The 21008-nt window shown below is 63.5% G+C and carries 19 protein-coding genes; 16 read left to right on the forward strand and 3 right to left on the reverse strand.

All coding sequences use genetic code 11. The features are described 5' to 3' along the window. Nucleotides 1-22 precede the first annotated feature (22 nt). Nucleotides 23-907: a MurR/RpiR family transcriptional regulator gene (locus LB541_RS17760; protein WP_140515002.1), complete on the forward strand. Its 885-nt coding sequence runs from the start codon at nucleotides 23-25 to the stop codon at nucleotides 905-907. Further along, nucleotides 904-2235 carry an aspartate aminotransferase family protein gene (locus tag LB541_RS17765; protein WP_224619158.1) on the forward strand — a complete coding sequence of 444 codons (1332 nt, stop codon included), beginning with the start codon at nucleotides 904-906 and terminating at the stop codon, nucleotides 2233-2235. Before LB541_RS17760 ends, LB541_RS17765 begins: the two co-directional genes overlap by 4 nt. Nucleotides 2236-2277: 42 nt before the next feature. Here LB541_RS17765 and LB541_RS17770 read toward each other — a convergent pair whose 3' ends face one another. Next, nucleotides 2278-3303 (reverse strand): substrate-binding domain-containing protein, encoded by a 1026-nt coding sequence (locus tag LB541_RS17770; RefSeq protein ID WP_140581243.1) that lies wholly within the window; start codon nucleotides 3301-3303, stop codon nucleotides 2278-2280. 236 nt (nucleotides 3304-3539) lie between these two features. Here LB541_RS17770 and LB541_RS17775 point away from each other — a divergent pair, with 236 nt between their 5' ends. From LB541_RS17775 to LB541_RS17835, 13 genes are all read left to right on the forward strand, one after another. Then, entirely contained in the window at nucleotides 3540-4340 is an 801-nt protein-coding gene (locus tag LB541_RS17775; protein WP_181172228.1) for an inositol monophosphatase family protein, read from the forward strand. A 34-nt stretch (nucleotides 4341-4374) separates the two neighbouring features. Beyond that, nucleotides 4375-5421, forward strand: coding sequence for an ABC transporter substrate-binding protein (locus tag LB541_RS17780; RefSeq protein WP_140581246.1), 1047 nt, complete (start codon nucleotides 4375-4377; stop codon nucleotides 5419-5421). 78 nt (nucleotides 5422-5499) lie between these two features. Next, nucleotides 5500-7710: an ABC transporter permease gene (locus LB541_RS17785; RefSeq protein ID WP_224619160.1), complete on the forward strand. Its 2211-nt coding sequence runs from the start codon at nucleotides 5500-5502 to the stop codon at nucleotides 7708-7710. 13 nt (nucleotides 7711-7723) lie between these two features. Continuing rightward, entirely contained in the window at nucleotides 7724-8833 is a 1110-nt protein-coding gene (locus tag LB541_RS17790; protein WP_224619162.1) for an ABC transporter ATP-binding protein, read from the forward strand. Between the two features lie 238 nt (nucleotides 8834-9071). Further along, on the forward strand, nucleotides 9072-10280 hold the full coding sequence (locus LB541_RS17795; protein ID WP_224619164.1) for an ABC transporter substrate-binding protein: 1209 nt from the start codon (nucleotides 9072-9074) through the stop codon (nucleotides 10278-10280). Further along, nucleotides 10277-11077, forward strand: a complete 801-nt coding sequence (locus LB541_RS17800; protein ID WP_181167435.1) for an ABC transporter ATP-binding protein — start codon at nucleotides 10277-10279, stop codon at nucleotides 11075-11077. Before LB541_RS17795 ends, LB541_RS17800 begins: the two co-directional genes overlap by 4 nt. Continuing rightward, nucleotides 11070-11774, forward strand: coding sequence for an ABC transporter ATP-binding protein (locus LB541_RS17805; RefSeq protein WP_224619166.1), 705 nt, complete (start codon nucleotides 11070-11072; stop codon nucleotides 11772-11774). The genes LB541_RS17800 and LB541_RS17805 overlap by 8 nt, the downstream gene beginning before the upstream one ends. Before the next feature lie 7 nt (nucleotides 11775-11781). Further along, on the forward strand, nucleotides 11782-12669 hold the full coding sequence (locus tag LB541_RS17810; RefSeq protein ID WP_140581249.1) for a branched-chain amino acid ABC transporter permease: 888 nt from the start codon (nucleotides 11782-11784) through the stop codon (nucleotides 12667-12669). A gap of 1 nt (nucleotide 12670) precedes the next feature. Then, nucleotides 12671-13648, forward strand: coding sequence for a branched-chain amino acid ABC transporter permease (locus tag LB541_RS17815; RefSeq protein ID WP_140665561.1), 978 nt, complete (start codon nucleotides 12671-12673; stop codon nucleotides 13646-13648). A 230-nt stretch (nucleotides 13649-13878) separates the two neighbouring features. Continuing rightward, complete coding sequence (locus tag LB541_RS17820) at nucleotides 13879-14961, forward strand: ABC transporter ATP-binding protein (protein ID WP_140514990.1); 1083 nt, start codon at nucleotides 13879-13881, stop codon at nucleotides 14959-14961. A gap of 38 nt (nucleotides 14962-14999) precedes the next feature. Beyond that, complete coding sequence (locus LB541_RS17825; protein WP_140498408.1) at nucleotides 15000-16325, forward strand: ABC transporter substrate-binding protein; 1326 nt, start codon at nucleotides 15000-15002, stop codon at nucleotides 16323-16325. Between the two features lie 145 nt (nucleotides 16326-16470). Next, a complete protein-coding gene (locus tag LB541_RS17830; protein WP_411908976.1) occupies nucleotides 16471-17370 on the forward strand; it encodes a carbohydrate ABC transporter permease in 900 nt (299 codons plus the stop codon). 1 nt (nucleotide 17371) lies between these two features. Further along, nucleotides 17372-18265 (forward strand): carbohydrate ABC transporter permease, encoded by an 894-nt coding sequence (locus LB541_RS17835; protein WP_140498410.1) that lies wholly within the window; start codon nucleotides 17372-17374, stop codon nucleotides 18263-18265. A gap of 38 nt (nucleotides 18266-18303) precedes the next feature. On the opposite strand, the gene LB541_RS17840 is transcribed toward LB541_RS17835, so the two are convergent. Both LB541_RS17840 and LB541_RS17845 read right to left on the reverse strand, forming a co-directional pair. Continuing rightward, a complete protein-coding gene (locus LB541_RS17840; protein WP_140632378.1) occupies nucleotides 18304-19422 on the reverse strand; it encodes a mandelate racemase/muconate lactonizing enzyme family protein in 1119 nt (372 codons plus the stop codon). Between the two features lie 27 nt (nucleotides 19423-19449). Continuing rightward, nucleotides 19450-20196: an amino acid ABC transporter ATP-binding protein gene (locus LB541_RS17845; RefSeq protein WP_224619168.1), complete on the reverse strand. Its 747-nt coding sequence runs from the start codon at nucleotides 20194-20196 to the stop codon at nucleotides 19450-19452. 119 nt (nucleotides 20197-20315) lie between these two features. Between LB541_RS17845 and LB541_RS17850 the strand changes: the two genes are divergently transcribed. Next, nucleotides 20316-20999, forward strand: a complete 684-nt coding sequence (locus LB541_RS17850; protein WP_140581261.1) for a GntR family transcriptional regulator — start codon at nucleotides 20316-20318, stop codon at nucleotides 20997-20999. Nucleotides 21000-21008: the final 9 nt, after the last annotated feature.

The raw sequence follows: 21008 nt of genomic DNA on the forward strand, positions 1-21008 counted from the left end.
ACGGCCGGCGTAAATTCGCGCCATGTTGGAACCCGCCTTCCGCTCGCGCCTGCTCGAGAGTTTCGAGACGATGCCGCGCCAGCTTCGCGCGGCGGCGCAATGGGTGCTCGACAATCCGCGTGACGTTGCCCTCCTGTCGATGCGCGTCCAGGCGCAGCGCGCCGGGGTGACCCCGGCATCGATGACGCGGCTTGCCCAGCGCATGGGCTTCGACGGCTACGATAGCCTGCGCGACCTCTACGCCGAGCAACTTCGCCGCGGCGAGAAGGAGTTCTTGGGCAAGGCCGAAGCATTGATGGCGCGGCGGAAGCGCGGAGGAGACGGCGCGCTGGCCTTCGAGCTGGCCGAAACGCTCGAGCGCCATATGGCGAAGCTTTGCGATCCGGCGACGCTGGAGGCGGTGACCCGGGCAGCCTCGGTGCTGGCAGGCGCCAAGCGCATCTATGCGCTGGGCTATCGGTCGAGCTACCCCGTCGCCTGCCATTTCGCCTACGTCTATGGCCTCGCCGGCGGCGCGGTGCGTCTGCTTGACGGCGTCGGCGGAACCGGACCTGATCCTTTGTGGGAAGCGGGAGCGGGCGACGTGCTTTTGGCGATCAGCGTCAAGCCCTATACGCGCGCCGCCGTCGAACTCGTCGATTATGCACGCAGCCGCGCGCTCGAAATCGTGGCGATTACCGACAGCGTGGTCTCGCCGCTCGTCAACCGGGCGGGCGCCGTCATCATCGTGCCAACCGAGAGCCCGTCCTTTTTCCACACCATGGCGCCGGCCTTTGCCATCGCCGAAACGCTGGCCGCGATCCTGGCGGCCGCCGCCGGCGATCGCGCGCTGGCCGCCATGCGCGACGTCGAACGTCAGTTCGACACCCTTTCCACCCATATCTACGAAACCAGGCAACGGTCATGACACATATCCTCCATCGCCAGATCCACCACGACTATCCCGTTGCCGTCGGCGGCGATGGCGTCACCGTCATCGACAGCAAGGGACGCCGCTATATCGACGCCTCCGGCGGCGCGGCCGTCTCATGCCTTGGCCATCAGCATCCGGCTGTTCTTGCCGCGATGCATGCCGAACTCGACCGGCTCGCCTATGCGCATAGCAGCTTCTTCACCACCCGGCCGGCGGAGGAACTGGCGGACGAACTTGCCGCTCACGCGCCGGGCGATCTTCATCACGTCTATTTCGTCTCCGGCGGATCGGAAGGCATCGAGACCGCCCTGAAGATGGCGCGGCAATATTTCGTCGAGCGCGGCGAGCCGCAGCGCCGCCGCTTCGTGGCCCGTCAGCAGAGCTATCATGGCAATACGCTGGGCGCGCTTTCGGTGGGAGGCAACGCCTGGCGCAAGGCGCCGTTCGAGCCCATGCTGATCGAAAACCATCATATCGAACCATGCTATGCCTATCGGCATCAGCGGCCGGATGAAGGCAGCGAGGCCTACGGGCTGCGCGCCGCCGATGCGCTTGAGACGAAGCTGCAGGAACTCGGGCCGGAAACGGTCATTGCTTTTGTCGCAGAGACCGTGGTTGGAGCGACTCTCGGCGCCGTGCCACCCGCACCCGCTTATTTCAGGCGCATCCGCGAGATTTGCGATCGCCACGGCGTGCTGCTCATCCTCGACGAAGTCATGTGCGGCATGGGTCGCACCGGAACACTGCATGCCTGCGAGCAGGAGGGCGTCGCTCCCGACATCATGGTGGTCGCCAAAGGACTCGGCGGCGGCTACGCCCCGCTCGGCGCGGTGCTGGCGTCCGAGCGGATATTCGATGCCTTTTCGCAAGGCAGCGACTTCCAGCACGGTCACACCTATATCGGCCATCCGCTCGCCTGTGCGGCCGGCCTCGCCGTGCAGCGGGTCATCGAGCGTGATGGTCTGATTGCCAATGTCGCGGCGCGAGGCGCCACGCTCGAACGACGGCTGCGTGAGCGCTTCGGCAACCATCACCATGTCGGGGACATTCGCGGGCGCGGCCTTTTCCAGGGCATCGAACTTGTCGCGGATCGCTCGGCCAAGGCCCCGTTCGATCCGCGCCTGAAGGTCCATGCCCGGATAAAATCGGAAGCGATGCAGCGGGGGTTGATGGTTTATCCGATGGGCGGCACCGTCGATGGGCGGGCTGGCGATCACGTCCTGCTTGCACCGCCATTCATCGTCGACGACGGCACGGTCGATATTATCGTCGACCGTTTGGGCGACGCCGTCGATGCCGCGATCGGCAGCATTGCGATCTAGCACACGAGACGCTCACCGACCGGGACTATAGTCCGATCGGCATCAGCCCCGACCTGGCCTCACAGTGCCGCGCCAGACCATCGGCGCGTGGCAGGTCAGGCGACTGCCGGCGCCTGCTTCCTCGCGCGAACCGGCGGCCAGTCGCACGGCGTGCGTGGCAATCTCCTCAATCGGCGGCGCAAAGGTCGTCAGCCGGTAGGAAGCCCAGTCAGCCTGCTCGATGTCGTCGAAGCCGGCGACGCAGAGATCGCGCGGGACGTCGACGCCGAACTCGTGGCGCGCCGCGTCCAGAAAACCGCAGGCGATCAGGTCGGTCACGCAGAACGCCGCATCCGGTCGCTGCCGGCCCGACAGCAGGCGCCTTGCGCCTTCTGCCCCAGTCGCATAACCCGTGCGGCCCTCGCGCCACTGGATCACCTCCAGCCGTTCCTTCCGCGCCGCGGCAAGAAACGCCGTCTCGCGCGCCACCAGACTGGGCGTGCCGGCTGCCGACGTCACCAGGGCAGGCCTGGTGCAACCGGCACGAAGAAAGGCGTGAAGTGCCGCCTCGGCGGCGGCGGCGTTGTCCACGCCGATGTTATGCGGCCCGTCGAACTGGTCGTCGCGATTGATCAGGATCAGGCGCTGCCCGTTCTCGAGGCAGGTTCGGATCAGCTCCTGCGGCGGCGTGCCGGACAGCACGATCGTCGCATCGGCACGGTAGTTCAGCGTGTTGCGCAGCGCCTGGTCGACATGGTGGCTGGGGCCCGACGTGTTGAAAACCATGGCCACTTTGCCGGCATCCCTCAGATGCTGTGTCAGCGCCCGCAGGATACGGGCTTGGTAGGGCGTGTCGCCATCGGCGACGACAAGGCAGACGATGCCCGTCGATGCCCGCATCAGACCGCGCGCCAGGTGGTTGACGTGATAGCCGAGCTGCTCGGCCGCCAGCAGCACCCGCTCCCGGGTTTCTTCCGAAACGCTGGCGCCGGGCGTGAACGTGCGTGACACGGCCGAGCGCGAAACGCCGGCAAGGTCCGCGACTTGCTGGGCACTGGAAAAGCCATTACGGCCTCTTGGCGTCGTCATGCACACTCCCACTGCCGTTTACCGATTCCTTGCACGCACGTGCAGCATAGCGCAAGCCGGTCACAGGTGTCACCGCCGCCCTTGACACACATGCGTAAATGAAACAGCTTTGCACAGCCGTGCATGAAGCCGGCGCCGGAGGCTACCTTGCCCATTTCTTCGCAGACCGCATCGGAGCTGCCATTGCCTGGACGGACAGCGTGAACAGCATGGCGGTGCAGCCGAAAGCCAGCCGGATGTCCGAAGCCGAACTCGACAGGCGCGCCGATGTTTGCCGGCAACTGCTCTTGTCGTCGGGAAACATGGCGATGCAGGGCTACAGCCAAATCGACGCAGCGCAGCCTGTGGAGATGAAGGGGCCGCAGGATTTCCTGACCGAGACCGACGGCAAGGTCGAGCATCACATCCGTACGACGTTGGCCGCGGCCTTTCCCGAGGACGGGTTTTTGGGCGAGGAAACCGGCGGCAGCGGCGGCTCTGATCGCATGTGGGTCGTCGACCCGATCGACGGTACGGCGAATTTCATGCGCGGCATTCCGCATTTCTGCGTTTCGATCGTCTTCGTTCAGAACGGCCGCAGCGAGATCGGCGGGATCGCCAATCCGGCGATCGGGGAGGTCTATTTTGCCCGCCGCGGGCACGGTGCGACGCGCAACGGCGCGGCGATCCATGTTTCGCGCACCCAGGCCTTCGACCGCGCCTCCGTGGAGTTCGGCTGGTCGCCGCGGATTCCCAACCGCGACTATCTGGACAAGGTGGCCCTGGTCTGGTCGCTGGGCGCCAATGTGCGCCGCTCCGGTTCGGGGGCGCTGGGCCTTGCCTATGTGGCCGACGGCCGCTCGGATGCCTATGCCGAGCTTCATATCAATGCATGGGACTGCCTGGCCGGATTGCTGCTGGTCGAGGAAGCCGGCGGGCGCGTCAACCGCTTTCTCGACGGCGACGGCATGGCGAAGGGCAATCCGGTGCTTGCTGCGGCGCCGGGTGTGGCGGCGAGATTGTCCCAGGTGATCGGAGTGCCGCTCGACGACGAATAACCAATTCCAGAGAGCATGAAAGGGAGGAATATCGATGAAAGGTCCATTTGATCGCAGACAAGGCAGGACGTGGCTTGGCCTTGCGGTGCTGGCCATTTTCGGTCTGGCCGGCGGCACCCATGCGGCGGATCGCAACCTCGTGATGTATTGCGGCGTCGACGAAGCCTGGTGCCGGGCCATGGCCACGACCTACCAGAAGGAAACCGGCGTCAGCGTCGACATGACCCGCATGAGCGCCGGCGAGATCTATGCGCGCCTGCGGGCCGAGAAGGACAATCCGCAAGCCGATATCTGGTGGGGCGGCACCGGCGACCCGCATCTTCAGGCGGCGGAAGAAGGTCTCACCCAGGAATACAAGTCGCCGCAGCTGACGAACCTGCGCGACTGGGCTTTGAGGCAGGCTGAACGCGCCAAGAACCGCACCGTCGGCATCTATCTCGGCGCGCTTGGCTACGGCTACAACGAGGAAGACCTGAAACAGCGCGGCCTGACGGCGCCGGCCTGCTGGGCGGATCTGGTCAAGCCCGATTTCCAGGGCGAGATCGAGATGGCCGACCCCAATTCCTCGGGTACTGCCTGGACGATGCTGGCGACAATCGTGCAGCTGATGGGCGAGGACAAGGCTTTCGACTATCTCAAGCAGCTCAACAAGAACATCGCCGAATACACCAAGGCGGGCGCCGCACCTGCGCTCGCCGTGGGCAAGGGCGAGACGCTGGTCGGCATTTCCTTCCAGCACGACGTCATCAACGCCGCCAAGCAGAATCCGGCCGTCAAGGTGGTCTCGCCCTGTGAAGGCACCGGCTTCGAGATCGGGTCGATGAGCATTGTTGCCGGGGCCAAGCATATCGACGAGGCGCGGAAATTCTACGACTGGGCGCTGACGCCAGACGCGCAGAAACTTGCGGCTCCGAACGGCAGCTACCAGATCCCGTCGAACACCGGCACCCCGGTGCCGCCCGAGGCGCCGGACCTCAGCAAGATCAAGCTGATCGACTATGACTTCGCCAAATATGGATCGTCAGCGGAGCGCAAGCGGCTGTTGAAGAAATTCACCGATGAGGTCCGCAACGGCGGCTGATCTGGTCCGTACGGCCGATCCGCCGGCTGCCTGCGGGGCAGCGGGCGCAACCCCGACCATACCAAAGGAAGATGTCGAATGGCACGGGCTTCGCCCTATCCCATGGCCAATGACCTCCCGGGGCGCAGTGCCGCCGGATGGCTGGCGCTGGCATGGGCGAGCTTCATTGTGCTGCCATGGTACCAAGTCGAAGGCGGCTTGCTTTCCTTTGACTGGCTGGCGCGTCCGGCGGAGGCGGCACCAGCGATCCTGCTGTCGCTGAACGGCCGGCTCTGGCTGCTCCCCTTGGTCCTGCCACTTCTCCTGGCAAGCTGGCTCGTCGCGCGCCGGAACCTCCCCGGCCTGGCGGCGGCGGGCGCTGCCGGTCTCGCCTGGCTGGCGGTCGAGGGTTTTTCCATCATCCATTCGGGTTGGGGATTTGCCTGGCTTGGGCATCTCGCCAGTACGCCGGGGCCGGTGCAGCCGGGTCTCGGCTGGGGTGCCGTGCTGTACGCGGTGGCGATGCTGATGTTCATCGCCGAGGCGCTGGCCGCGCGTGGCTGGTGCAAGGGCGACCGTTTTGTCGTCGGCTCGCTGCTGATCGTGATCGCTTCGCTGATCCTGTTCGTGGCTTATCCGCTGTTGTCGATCCTCGCTTCCGCCATCGAGGACAATGACGGCAATGTCGTGCCGGCTCTGTTTGCCGAAAAGCTGTTCAGTGCCAACATCTGGAGCCTGCGCTGCCTCTACGGCGACGGTTCCTGCGGGGTGGCGTGGAATACGGTGGCGATCGCGGTGATGGTGGGATTCTTCTGCACGGCGCTAGGCCTGGCGCTGGCGCTGATTGCGTTGCGCACCAGGCTGCCTGCCAAATGGCTGCTGCGCGGCCTCTCCATCCTGCCGATCATCACGCCGCCTTTCGTCATCGGCCTGGCGCTGATCCTGTTGTTCGGCCGGGCCGGCATCGTCACCAATCTTTTGTCAGAACATCTCGGTATTCCGCGCAGCCGCTGGATCTACGGCATGGCCGGCATCACCATCGCGCAAGTGCTGGCTTTCACGCCGATCGCCTTCCTGGTCCTGGCCGGCGTGCTGCAGGGCGTCAGCCCGAGCATGGAGGAGGCCTCGCAGACCTTGCGCGCCAGCCGTTGGCGCACTTTCAGCACAATCACTTGGCCGCTGATCCGCCCGGGGCTGGCCAGCGCCTTCCTGATCTCGTTCATCGAGAGCATGGCCGACTTTGCCAACCCGCTGGTGCTGGGCGGCAACTTCAACGTGCTGTCGACGGACATCTTCTTTGCGGTGGTGGGCGCTGCGCATGATCAAGGCCGTGCGGCGGTGCTGGCGATCGTGCTTCTGGGATTCACGCTCGCCGCCTTCGTCATCCAGCGCCGCTGGATCGGCAGCCGCAGCTACGTCACCGTCGCCGGCAAGGGCGATGGCGGTGTGCCGGCCACGCTGCCCAAGGGCTTGCGCATCGGCTGCTACGCCGCCGTCGTTCCCTGGTTGCTTCTGACCGTCGTGGTCTATGGCATCATCCTGGGCGGCGGCTTCGTGCAATCGATCGGCCGCGACAACACGCCGACGCTCGAATATTTCCTCACCGCTTTCTCCGTCGAGAAAGGCGTCAATGGCTGGTTCCTGAGCGGGTCGGCCTGGCCGTCGCTGCTGATGACCATCGGCCTTGCGCTGGTGGCGATGCCGTTCACCGCCGCGCTCGGCATCCTGACCGCCTATCTGCTCGACCGGCAGCATTTCGCCGGGCGCACGATGTTCGAATTCCTCGCCATGATGAGCTTTGCCATTCCCGGCACGGTCGTCGGCGTCAGCTATATCCTCGCCTTCAACGTGCCGCCGGTGCAACTGACCGGCACCGGACTGATCATCGTCATCTCGTTCATCTTCCGCAACATGCCGGTGGCGATCCGCGCCGGCCTCGCCAATCTGGGGCAGATAGACAAGAGCCTGGACGAGGCATCGCTGACACTGGGCGCGCGTTCCTTCGCCACCTTGCGGCGGGTGATCCTGCCGATCCTGAAGCCGGCGATCGTGACCGCGATGATCTACAGTTTCGTGCGTGCGGTGACCGCCGTCAGCGCCGTCATCTTCCTGGCGACCGGCCGCTTCAATCTCGCCACCGTCTACATCGTCGGGCGAGCCGATGTCGGCGAATACGGCATCGCCATCGTCTATTCGGCGGTGCTGATCGTCGTCATGATGATCATTCTGATCGCCATCCAGCTGCTGGTCGGGGAACGCCGGCTTGGCCGGCGCCGGGCCGAGGCGCAAGCCGTGGTGGCACCAATCTGATCGGGAGAAGCGTATGGATCAAACGGCGAAGAACGCTGCCCCCGGCGTGGTGGACAGACCGGCAGTGCGTTTCGAGGGCGTCACCAAGAAATACGGCGCCGTCACTGCCGTCGACAATGTCAGCTTCGACATCGCACCGGCCAGCCTGGTGACGCTGCTGGGACCCTCCGGCTGCGGCAAGACGACGACGCTCAGGCTGATTGCCGGGCTTGAGCACGCAAGCCACGGGCGCATCGTAATCGACGGCAAGGACGTCACCTTGCTGTCAGCCGCAGAGCGCGACGTCAGCATGGTCTTCCAGTCCTATGCGCTGTTCCCGCACATGAACGTCATGGAAAATGTCAGCTACGGCCTGCGGGCGACGGGGCTCGGCAAGGTTGAGGCCGCAGGGCGCGCCGCCGAGAAGCTGGCACAGGTCGGCCTGTCCGGCTACGAGAAGCGCCAGCCGAGCGAACTTTCGGGCGGCCAGCAGCAGCGCGTGGCCGTGGCGCGCGCCATCGTGCTGGAGCCGAAGGTGCTTTTGTTCGACGAGCCGCTGTCCAATCTCGATGCCAAGCTGCGCCGGCGCGTGCGCGATGAAATCCGCGGTCTGCAGCAGGATCTCGCGCTGACCGTGGTCTATGTGACGCATGACCAGGAGGAGGCGCTCGCCGTGTCCGATCGCATCATCGTCATGAACGCGGCCCGCGTCGCCCAGGACGGGACCCCGCGCGACCTCTACAACGAACCCACGAACCCTTTCATCGCCGACTTCATGGGCGACGCCAACCTGCTCGACGTCGAGGTTCTCGCCAGCAACAAAACGAATGCGGAGGTGAAGGTCGGGCCGCTGCGGCTCGACATGCGGCATCGCGGCATCGCGGCGGGGCCGGCGGTGCTGGCCGTCCGGCCGAATGCCGTGCGCCTCGTCGCCGGCCAGCCGGCAGCCGGCGGGATGAGAGGGCGCGTGGTCAAGAGTTCTTATCTCGGCGACCACATGGAATACCGCGTCGCGATAAACGATCCGGCGGTCGAGCTGTTTGCGACGTCGCCGGTCGTCACACCCGCCCTGCCGGAAGGCAGCGTCGTCGCGGTCGATTTCGATCCGGCAAAGATCGTGCTGATAGCGCGCGACAAGTCCTAGCCAGCAGCGCACACCGCTACCGGTGCGGCTGATACGAAAATAGTGGTTCTCGACGTTCCATGTCGATGTTACGAATCTCTGTGCATTCCGAATGTGCGCTTGTGACCATGTGTCCGGGCACTTTGGAACTGTGGCGAGCACAGGACGTATTCTTCACGCGGGACCAGACGGTGCACTCGAAGCCGTCGCAGGGCCGCAATGGGCGTTTTCGACAGTGGCCACAAGGGAGGAAATACCAGTGAAAGCATCCTATCTCATCTCAGCCGCGCTGCTTGTGGGGACCGCGATGCCAGCGGCGGCAGCCGAAATTTCCGACGGCAAGGTCAAGATCGGCATCCTCAACGACCAGTCGGGTGTCTATGCCGATTTCGGCGGCAAATGGTCCGTCGAGGCGGCCAAGATGGCTGTCGAGGATTTCGGCGGCAAGGTCCAGAATGCGCCTATCGAGATCATCAGCGCCGACCACCAGAACAAACCGGACATCGCCTCCAACATCGCGCGCCAGTGGTACGACACCGAGCAGGTCGATGCCATAATGGAACTGACCACCTCCTCGGTGGCGCTCGCCGTGCAGGGGCTTTCCAAGGAAAAGAAGAAGATCGACATCGTCACCGGCGCTGCTGCGACCGACCTGACCGGCAAGCAGTGCTCGCCCTATGGTTTCCATTGGGCCTACGACACCCATTCCCAGGCCGTCGGCACAGGCGGTGCCCTGGTGCAGCAAGGCGGTGACAGCTGGTATTTCATCACCGTCGACTACGCCTTCGGCTATTCGCTCGAGGAGCAGACCGCCAAGCTCGTCAAGGATCGCGGCGGCAAGGTGCTTGGTGAAGTGCGCTATCCGCTCGGCTCGACCGACTACTCATCCTTCCTGCTGCAGGCGCAATCCTCCGGCGCCAAGATCGTCGGCCTTGCCAATGCCGGTCTCGACACTTCCAACTCGATCAAGCAGGCTGCCGAATTCGGCATCGTCGCCGGCGGCCAGCGGCTCGCGGCGCTTCTGTTCACGCTGGCCGAAGTGCATGGCCTTGGCTTGCAGGCGGCCCAGGGCGTCGTGCTGACCGAAGGCTATTACTGGGATCGCGACGACAAGAGCCGCGAGTTCGCCAACCGCTTCTTCAAACGCACCAGCAGGATGCCGAACATGATCCAGGCCGGGACCTATTCGGCGGTGTCGCAGTATCTCAAGGCCATCGACAAGGCCGGCACCGACGAAACCGAAGCGGTGGCCAAGGAATTGCATTCGATGCCGGTCAATGACGTCTTTACCGCCAACGGCAAGGTGCAGGCCGACGGCTCCATGGTGCACGACATGTACCTCTATCAGGTCAAGAAGCCCGAGGAGAGCAAGAAGGATTGGGACTACTACACCTATCTTGCGACCATTCCGGGCGACCAGGCCTTCATGAAGGCCACGGATAGCGGCTGCCCGCTCGTCAGCAAGTGACGACGGCAACCGCCGCGGCCGTCAGGCCTGACGGCGATGGAGCCGTGCCGCGGGTGGTGCTTTCCGCCCGCGGCCTCAGGCGCGATTTCGCCGGGTTCGTTGCGGTGAAGGATGTCGATCTCGACGTTCATCACGGCAGGATTCACGCCTTGATCGGACCCAACGGCGCCGGCAAGACCACGATCTTCAACCTTTTGACCAAGTTCCTGCAGCCGACCAGCGGCACGATTGAACTGCTCGGCACCGACATAACCCGGACACCGCCGGCCAAGGTGGCGCGGATGGGCCTCGTGCGCTCGTTCCAGATATCGGCGATCTTTCCGCATCTGAGCGTGCTCGACAATGTGCGCGTCGCGCTGCAGCGGCCAGGCGGGCTGGGTTTCCAGTTCTGGCGCCCGCTTTCGGCGCTCGACCAACTGACGCCGCGGGCGCGCGAGCTTCTCGGCACGGTCGGCCTCGACGACGCGGCGCACCGGCTCGCCGGCGATCTCTCCTATGGCCGCAAGCGCGTGCTCGAGATCGCCACCACGCTGGCGCTCGATCCAAAGGTGCTGCTGCTCGACGAGCCGATGGCCGGCATGGGGCACGAGGATGTCAGCATGATCTCCGGGATCATCCGCGCCTTGGCCCGCGATCGGGCCGTGCTCATGGTGGAGCACAATCTGACCGTCGTTGCCGATCTTTGCGACTGGATCACCGTGATGCAGCGCGGCAAGGTGCTCGCCGCGGGCGACTATCCGACGGTCAGCCAGGATGAACGCGTCCGGATAGCCTATATGGGAACCGAGCATGAGTGAGCCGCTGCTTGCCGTGCGCGATCTCCATGCCTGGTACGGCGAGGGCCACGCGCTGCACGGCGTCGACCTCGATGTGTTCCGCGGCGAAACCGTGACGCTGCTTGGCCGCAACGGCGTCGGCAAGACCACGACGCTGCGCGCCATCATGGGGCTGATCCGCAAGCGCACCGGCAGTGTCGTCTTCAACGGCAACGACTTGATCGGCCTGCCCTTGCACCGTGTCGCCCACCAAGGCATCGGTTTCGTTCCCGAGGAGCGCGGCATTTTCGCCACGCTGACAGTCGACGAGAACCTGATCCTGCCGCCGGTGGTGGCCAAGGGCGGCATGAGCGTCGAGGAGATCTTCGAGCTCTTTCCCAACCTGAAGGAGCGCCGCAACAGCCCGGGCACCAGGCTATCCGGCGGCGAGCAGCAGATGCTGGCGATCGCCCGCATCCTGAGGACGGGTGTCCGGATGCTGCTCCTCGACGAGCCGACCGAAGGCCTGGCGCCGGTCATCGTCCAGCGCATCGGCGAATTGCTTGCGACGTTGAAAAAGCGCGGCATGACGATCCTGCTCGTGGAGCAGAATTTCCGTTTCGCCGCCCGCATTGCCGACCGCTTCTACCTGATGGAGCACGGCAAGATGCTGAGCGGGTTTCCGGTCGGCGAACTGGCCGCCCACGACGCTCAACTTCACGAGGTGCTCGGAGTATGATCGCGCCATGACGATGATCTTCGGCATCCCCATCCAGGCCTTTCTCGGGCAGCTGCTGGTCGGGCTGATCAACGGTTCCTTCTATGCGATGCTGAGCCTTGGCCTCGCCGTCATCTTCGGCCTGCTGCGCATCATCAATTTCGCCCACGGCGCGCTCTACATGCTGGGCGCCTTCATCGGTTATCTGCTGCTTGTCCATCTCGGCATCGGCTATTGGCCGGCGCTGATCCTGGTGCCGCTCTCCGTCGGGCTGTTCGGCATTGCGGTCGAGCGTGCAGCGCTCTCGCGGCTCTACCAGCTCGACCCTCTCTACGGCCTGCTCTTCACTTTCGGCCTGGCCTTGGTCATCGAGGGCGTCTTCCGTTATTATTACGGCGTCTCGGGAAATCCCTATGCGGTGCCGGCGCTACTTGCGGGCGGCACCAATCTCGGCTTCATGTTCCTGCCCAACTATCGCGGCTGGGTGGTGCTGGCATCGCTTCTCGTCTGCCTGGGCACATGGCTTTTGATCGAGAAGACCAGGCTTGGCTCCTATCTGCGCGCCGCGACCGAAAATCCAGAACTGGTCCAGGCTTTCGGCGTCAACGTGCCACTGCTTTTGACACTCACCTATGGACTGGGTGCGGCACTTGCCGGTCTTGCCGGGATCCTGGCGGCTCCCGTCTACCAGGTCAGTCCGCTGATGGGGTCGGATCTGATCATCGTCGTCTTCGCCGTCGTCGTGGTCGGCGGCATGGGCTCGATCCTGGGCGCCATCGTCACCGGCTACATGCTCGGCCTCGCCGAGGGCCTAACCAAGGTGTTCTATCCCGAGGCGTCGAACCTTGTCGTCTTCGTCATCATGGCGATCGTGCTTCTACTGCGGCCGGCCGGCCTGTTCGGAAGGGACGCCTGAGATGAGCGAGCTGACGCTTCACGAAAAGCGCGCCGCGGCCTCCGTGCGGCTGGAACGCGCGCTGGTGGCGCTGGCGGTATTGGCGCTCATCGCCGCGCCGTTCTTCGTCTACCCGTTCTTCCTTATGAAGATGCTGTGCTTTGCGCTGTTTGCCTGCGCCTTCAACCTGTTGCTCGGCTACACCGGCCTGTTGTCCTTCGGCCACGCGACCTTCTTCGGCGGCGCCGCCTATTTCTGCGCGCATGCCGTCAAGGTATGGGGCTGGCCGCCGGAGGCAGGCATTCTGCTGGGTACCGCCGGCGCGGCCCTGCTCGGGCTGGTCATGGGCTTCTTCGCCATCCGCCGGCAAGGCATCTATTTCGCCATGATCACGCTGGCGCTGGCGCAGATGTTCTTCTTCTTCTGCGTGCAGGCACCGTTCACGCAAGGCGAGGATGGCATCCAGGGCGTTCCGCGCGGCAACCTCTTCGGCATCATCGATTTGAACGCTACGGTCAACATGTACTATGTCGTATTGGCCATCTTCCTGATCGGCGTCTTCGCCATTTGGCGGATCGTCAACTCGCCCTTCGGCATGATCCTGCGCTCGATCCGCGAGAACGAGAACCGCGCCATCTCGCTCGGCTATTCCGTCGCCAGGTATAAGCTCGCCGCTTTCGTCATGTCGGCCGCACTTGCGGGGCTTGCCGGCGCGGTCAAGGCAATCGTGTTCCAGTTCGCGACGCTCACCGACGTGACATGGCAGATGTCGGGCGAGGTGATCCTGATGTCGCTGCTTGGCGGCATCGGTACCATGGTCGGGCCGGTCGTCGGCGCCGGCTTCGTCGTCGGCCTTGAAAACACACTCGCCACCTCAGGCTTTCCGGTGACCATCGCCACCGGCCTGATATTCATGGTCTGCGTGCTCGTCTTCCGGCGCGGCATCGTCGGCGAATTCCATGCGCGGCTGCCCAGGCCGGCGGACGGTGCAAGTGGTTGATATTCATCCCGTGGCCGATCTCCCTGCTGTCTCCAGCCATGTGGTGGGCAGTCCAGTGAGCAACCGGGAATGCAGCCTGGATGTTTATCGAAGCGCCTGCTTTACAGGCAGGTTTGGTAGCGCTACCGTCTCCGTATCGCGTGACCACATGAAGGTTGGAGGGCCGTCGCCGGGAGAGGTCAGCGGTTCCTTCGAAGAGACGTCGCGGGAATCGTTCGGGAGGAGGATCGATGGCGTCTGTCGCGATTAGCGAGGTTTACAAATCATTCGGGACCGTCGAGGTTCTGCACGGCGTCAGCGTGAACATCGACGACGGCGAATTCGTCACGCTGGTCGGGCCGTCGGGTTGCGGAAAATCAACCCTGCTCAGGATGATCGCGGGCCTGGAAAAGATTTCGCGGGGCCAGATCGCGATTGGCGAGCGTGTCGTCAACAACGTTGCGCCGAAGGAACGCGACGTCGCCATGGTCTTCCAGAACTATGCGCTGTACCCGCATATGACCGTCGCCGAGAACATGGCGTTTTCGCTCATGCTGAAGGGCGTTTCGAAGGCTGAGAGCGGCGCCGGCGTCCAGCGCGCAGCGGAGATTCTGGGGCTCGTGCCGCTGTTGGCGCGCTATCCCCGCCAGCTTTCCGGCGGACAGCGCCAGCGAGTTGCCATGGGGCGGGCGATCGTGCGCGATCCGGCGGTTTTCTTGTTCGACGAGCCGCTGTCCAATCTTGACGCCAAGCTCAGGGTGCAGATGCGCGCCGAGATCAAGGAACTGCACCAGCGCCTGAAAACCACGACGGTCTATGTTACCCATGACCAGATCGAAGCCATGACCATGGCAGACAAGATCGTGGTCATGCATGACGGCATCGTCGAGCAGATCGGGCCGCCGCTGGAACTCTACGACAGGCCGGACAATCTCTTCGTCGCCAGTTTCATCGGCTCGCCCGCCATGAATTTGCTGCGGGGCGAAATCGCGACGAACGGGTCGCCGTCCTTTCGGGGCGCGGGCGGAATTTCCGTGCCGTTGGACGCAGCATCGTCCGTCAAAGGCGGCGAGCCGGTGGTGCTGGGCATACGGCCCGAGCATTTGCGGCTGTCCGACCAGGGCATTGCGGTCACCATCGCGGTGATCGAGCCGACCGGGTCGGAGGTACAGCTCATCGGCCGGACAGCCGGCGGTGAAGAGATCGTGGCCAACTTCCGGGAACGTCATTCCTTCACGCCGGGCGAAACCATCCGGCTCACCGCCGAACCCGGCCTCATTCATCTCTTCCACGGCGAAACCGGGCAGCGGCTTCAAACGCGCAGCAAGCTGTAGAGACCAAAGGGCAAGAGAAACAAACAGGAGGAACGAGCATGAAATTCACCAGACGTGACGTGATCCGCACGACGGCCGGCGCTGCTGCCGGCGTTTTGGGAAGCCGCTTCGCCGGCTCTCCGGCATTCGCCCAGGAGGGGCTGAAGTACAAGCCGGAGGACGGTGCGAAGCTCAGGCTGCTGCGCTGGTCGCCTTTCGTGCAGGGTGACGAGGACCAGTGGCTGAAAAACACCAAGCGGTTCACCGAAGCGACGGGCGTGGAGGTACGTGTCGACAAGGAAAGCTGGGAAGACATTCGCCCCAAGGCAGCGGTCGCCGCCAATGTCGGTTCAGGTCCGGATCTGATGTTCGTCTGGTTCGACGACCCGCATCAGTATCCCGACAAGCTGCACGACGTGACGGAACTGGGCGAGTATCTGGGGTCGAAATATGGCGGCTGGCACGACGGACCAAAGCAATATGCGACCCGGGAAGGCAAATTCATCGGCCTGCCGCTCGCCACCATCGGAAATGCCATCGTCTATCGGGAAAGCTGGGTGAAAGAGGCCGGCTTTTCGGAGTTCCCCAAGGATACGAAAGGCTTCCTCGAACTTTGCAAGGCCCTGCAGGCGAAGGGGCATCCGGCCGGCTTCACGCACGGCCATGGTGTCGGCGACGGCAACAACTACGCGCACTGGCTGCTGTGGAGCCATGGCGGCCAGATGGTCGACGAGAGCGGCAAGGTGACGATCAACAGCCCCGAGACCCTCAAGGCGATCGAATACGCGCAGGAACTCTACAAGACTTTTATTCCAGGCACCGAAAGCTGGCTCGACGTCAACAACAATCGCGCCTTCCTGGCCGGCGAACTCAGTGTGATCGCCAATGGCATTTCCGCCTACAACACGGCCAAGATCAACAAGGACAATGATCCGAAGCTGGCGGAAATGGCCAAGGACATACGCACCACCAACCTGCCGATCGGTCCTGTCGGCAAATCCGTCGAACTGTTCCAGGTGACCACAGCCGTCATCTTCGACTACACGCCCTACCCCAACGCGGCCAAAGCCTATCTGCAATTCATGTTCGAGGACCCGCAAATGCCAGATTGGATCACCTCCTCGGCGGGCTACTGCTGCCAGACGCTCAAGGCGTTCGACAACAATCCGGTGTGGACAGCCGATCCGAACAATGCCGCTTACGCCAAGGCTTCGGCGACGCTGCGGCCCAACGGCTATGCCGGGCCGCTCGGCTATGCCTCGGCGGCGACCATGGCCGACTATGTCCTGGTCGACATGTTCGCCAAGGCCGTCACGGGGCAGGCCACGCCCCAGGAGGCAATGGAAGAGGCGGAGAAGCGCGCAAACCGGTATTATCGCGTTTGATCCATGCCAGCTGAGCCTGGCGGCTCTGCCCCGCGCTATCCGACCCTCCGGAAGCGCAGGGCGGCCGCCAGGCCGATCAACGAGACCCTTGCAGGGAGCCCGCCCCATGGCCGTGCCGTCCGTCGCCGCTCAGCCGCGTTCCTCGATGCTGTCGCGCCTGGCCGAGAGCAGGAACGCGCTTGGCTTCGGCTTCATGCTGCCGGCGGCGGCATTGCTGCTTGTCTTCCTGACCTATCCGCTTGGGCTCGGCGTCTGGCTCGGCTTCACCGATGCCCGCATCGGCCGTCCCGGCATCTTCATCGGCATCGAGAACTATGAATATCTGTGGAGCGACGCCGTCTTCTGGCTCTCCGTCTTCAACACCCTGCTCTACACCGTCAGCGCCTCGATCCTGAAATTCGCGCTCGGCCTCTGGCTGGCGCTCATCCTCAACCAGAACCTTCCCTTCAAATCGTTCTTCCGCGCGATTGTCCTGTTGCCGTGGGTGGTGCCGACGGTGCTGTCGGCCATCGCCTTCTGGTGGATTTACGATTCGCAGTTCTCGATCCTGTCCTGGGCACTCCAGCAGATGGGCCTGATCGACCATCGCATCAATTTCCTCGGCGATCCGGAGAACGCGCGTGCTTCGGTGATCGCGGCCAATGTCTGGCGCGGCATCCCTTTCGTAGCCATCACGCTGCTTGCCGGCTTGCAGACAATCCCCCAATCGCTTTACGAGGCCGCCACGCTCGACGGCGCCAGCCGCTGGCAATTGTTTCGCCATGTGACGCTGCCGCTGCTCACCCCCATCATCGCGATCACGATGACGTTCTCGGTGCTGTTCACCTTCACGGATTTCCAGCTGATCTATGTGCTGACCCGCGGCGGACCGGTAAATGCCACCCATCTGATGGCGACGCTGTCGTTCCAGCGCGGCATTTCGGGCGGCCAGCTCGGCGAGGGCGCCGCGATCGCGGTCGCCATGATCCCCTTCCTCCTTGCCGCGATCCTGTTCAGTTATTTCGGCTTGCAGCGCCGCAAATGGCAGCAGGGGGGCGGAGACTGACATGGCTGCCACCAGGAAGACAAAACAGCCGCAGCTCGACGAAGGCGGCATGGGCTATTTGCAGAGCGTGCCGCGCCGTGTGGTGACGGTCTATCTCCCCCTGCTCGTGTTCGTCATCGTGCTCTTGTTCCCGTTCTACTGGATGACGATCACAGCGGTTAAGCCCAATGTCGAAATGACCGACTATGCCAATTTCAACCCGCTCTGGGTCGTGCATCCGACATTGGAGCACATCCGCTATCTTCTCTTCGAGACGTCCTATCCGGGCTGGCTGCTCAACACGATCATCATTTCGACCGCCGCCACTTTCCTGTCGCTGGTGGCGTCGGTTTTCGCGGCCTATGCGATCGAGCGGCTGCGGTTCTCCGGGGCACGGCAGGTCGGCCTCGCGGTGTTCCTCGCCTATCTCGTGCCGCCCTCGATACTGTTCATCCCCTTGTCGGTGATGGTGTTCAACCTCGGGCTTTACGACACACCCTTCGCGCTCATCCTCACCTACCCGACCTTCCTGATCCCCTTCTGCACCTGGCTGCTGATGGGTTACTTCCGCTCCATCCCGTTCGAACTGGAAGAATGTGCGCTCATAGACGGGGCAAGCCGCTGGCAGATCCTGAGCAAGATCGTGCTGCCCCTGTCGGTGCCAGGCCTGATCTCGGCGGGCATATTCGCATTCACCCTGTCATGGAACGAGTTCATCTATGCCTTGACGTTCATCCAGTCGTCCGAAAACAAGACCGTGCCGGTCGGGGTGCTCACCGAACTCGTCCGCTCCGACGTCTATGAGTGGGGTGCCCTGATGGCGGGCGCGCTGATCGGATCCCTGCCGGTCGTCGTGCTTTATTCGTTCTTCGTCGAGCACTATGTCTCCTCGATGACCGGCGCGGTGAAGGAATAGCGCCGCCCCGATGCCGCGGGCGATTTTCCTGGAATGCCCTAGCCCAGGCTTTTGCCGTAGCGGGCAAAGCTTTCGGCCAGGACAGTCGTGCTCGCACCGGCCCGTTCGGGCCGTTTGTAGATGCCGCCTTCGACGCGGATCGGCTCCTCGAAGTGATCCTTGATCCAGGGGATGTATTCGAGGATCGTCGATGCAGGATGCCAGTAGCTCAGATGCACATGCACCTGGCTCATCTCCCCTGCATGCGGAACGACGGGAAGCCGATGCGCCAGTGCCAGGTCCGCGACCTGGATGTATTCGGTTATTCCTCCGAGCCGCGTGACGTCCGGCTGGACGTAGGCGACGGCTCCTGCATCGACGAAGGAGCGGAACGCGTCGATCGTGTAGAGCTGCTCGCCGAGCGCGATCGGGATCGATGTATTGCGCGCGAGCGTCGCGTGGCTGGCGACATCGTCATACCAGAGCGGCTCCTCGAACCAGTAGATATCTAGGTCGCGCGCCAGCGCGCAGAACCGCTGGCAGGTCGGAAGATCCCACTTGCCGTTGCCGTCGATTGCGATCCGGATCCTTGATCCGACACGTTTGCGCACAGCCGCCAGGCGCTCGACGTCGATATTTGGGTCGTCATGGCCGACCTTGATCTTGATGCGTGTGAATCCATCCTCCTCGACGGCTTTCGCGGAGCCGCGCAGCAACGTGTCCAGGTCGAACGAAATCCAGCCGATATCGGTATTGTAGGCCTCCAGGGCATCGGTGCGCGCGCCGCCGAGATAACTCCACAGCGGCAGGCCCGCCCGTTTCGCCTTCAGATCCCACAGCGCGATATCGATTGCGGCCAGCGCCAGATGCGTGATGCCGGCCCGACCGACCCATTGAAGTGAAGGATGGCGCGCAAGCCTGGTCCATAGACGCTGATGATCCGAGGCGTCTTCGCCTACCAGAAGCGGCGCGTAACACTCACCGATGCAGGACGTTATCAGCCGGTCGGCGGCCAGATGGGCATGCGTGCCGGTGAAGCCATAACCTTCCAGCCCATCCGTGGTGACGATCTTCGTACCCACGACACCCCAATGGGTGATGCTGTGGGTCGAGTCCGAAATGGAGTCCGACGTGAGTGGAAGATGGAGAATGAACGGGCGGACGGAGGCGATTTTCATCTATGACCCTTGGGGGATATGAATTTGTCAATGAAGGAGCTGCGAGAGGAATTCGCGTGCACGCTGATGCTTCGAGGCTGCGAAGAACTCCTTCGGCGTGGCCTCCTCGAGTATCCGGCCCTTGTCCATGAAGACGACCCGGTCGGCCACCTGGCTGGCGAAGCCCATTTCGTGCGTCACGCAGATCATCGTCATGCCTTCGGAGGCCAGCGAGACCATGGTGTCGAGCACTTCCTTGACCATTTCCGGATCGAGAGCCGAGGTCGGTTCATCGAAGAGCATGATCTTGGGCTGCATGCAGAGCGCGCGGGCGATCGCGACGCGCTGCTGCTGGCCGCCGGAAAGCTGGGACGGATACTTGTCCGCCTGATCGGCGATCCGAACCTTGTGCAACATCTCCAGCGCTCTCTCCGAAGCGTCCCTGCGCGATTTTCCGAGCACGCGGATCGGCGCCAGCGTACAGTTCTCGATCACCTTGAGATGCGGGAAGAGGTTGAACTGCTGGAACACCATGCCGATGTCCCGGCGCGGAACCATACGTCCGTGGGACTTCTCGACCAGCGGTTTGCCGTCGATTTCCACCGAGCCTTGCTGCAGGTCTTCCAAGCCGTTGATGCAGCGGATCAAGGTCGACTTGCCTGAGCCCGACGGCCCGCAGACGACAATCTTTTCGCCCTTCGCCACCTCAAGGCTGACGTGATCGAGCGCCTGAAACCCGCCGAACATCTTCACCGCATCGCGCAGTTTCACAAAGGCGCTGCCGTTGGCGTCCATGAACTCCTCCTTGTTGCGAAGTTGGCTTGTAACCCGAAAGATCGAAATCGGAAAATAAAAAATTTTCTATTTTTAATTTTTCTGTTGCGCCGAACCGGAACCTGACCGATGCTTGGGCCATGAGCATGATCAAGACAACATTGGCCGAGCAGGCCTACCAGGAGCTGCGGTCCCGGATCGTCGGCGGCAGGCTGGCAGGCGGGCAGCGCCTGTTGCCAAACGAATTGGCGGCGGAACTGGGCATCAGTCCCACGCCTGTCAAGGAAGCCTGCCTGCGGCTGGAGGCGGACGGGCTTCTCGTCAATTCCTCGCGGCGCGGCATGGTGGTCCGCAGCTTCAACGAGGAAGCCGTCGAGGAATTATACGCGGCCAGGACACTGCTCGAGAAAGGGGCCGTGGAAGCAGCCTTCGACGCAGGACGGCTCGATGAGGCGCTGCGGGCGAAGCTCCAGGACAGCCTCGAAAACCACAGGCGCTTCGCCAAAGGGTCGTCGCTCGACGATCTGGCGAAGGCGCTCTCCCATGACCGGGCCTTCCACAGTTCGCTCGTCGGCGCCGCGGGGATACCGATGATCTCCGAGGTCCACTCCCGCATTGTCGGCCAGACGCATACGGTCTTCGTCTCGATTCCAGGCGATTACAGCCGCTCGGTCGAGGAGCACCAGGATATTCTCGATGCCATCGTCGCCGGCAAGAAGAGCCAGATCCTCGCGGCGCTTCAGCGACATCTCGAGAGAAGCCGGCAGAACACCTTGCGCCAGGTAAAAGTCCTTGCGCGAGCGATCGAACCGAACCTTGTTTGAAGACCGGGG

This window comes from Mesorhizobium sp. BR1-1-15 (assembly GCF_020165475.1).
Lineage (GTDB): Bacteria > Pseudomonadota > Alphaproteobacteria > Rhizobiales > Rhizobiaceae > Mesorhizobium.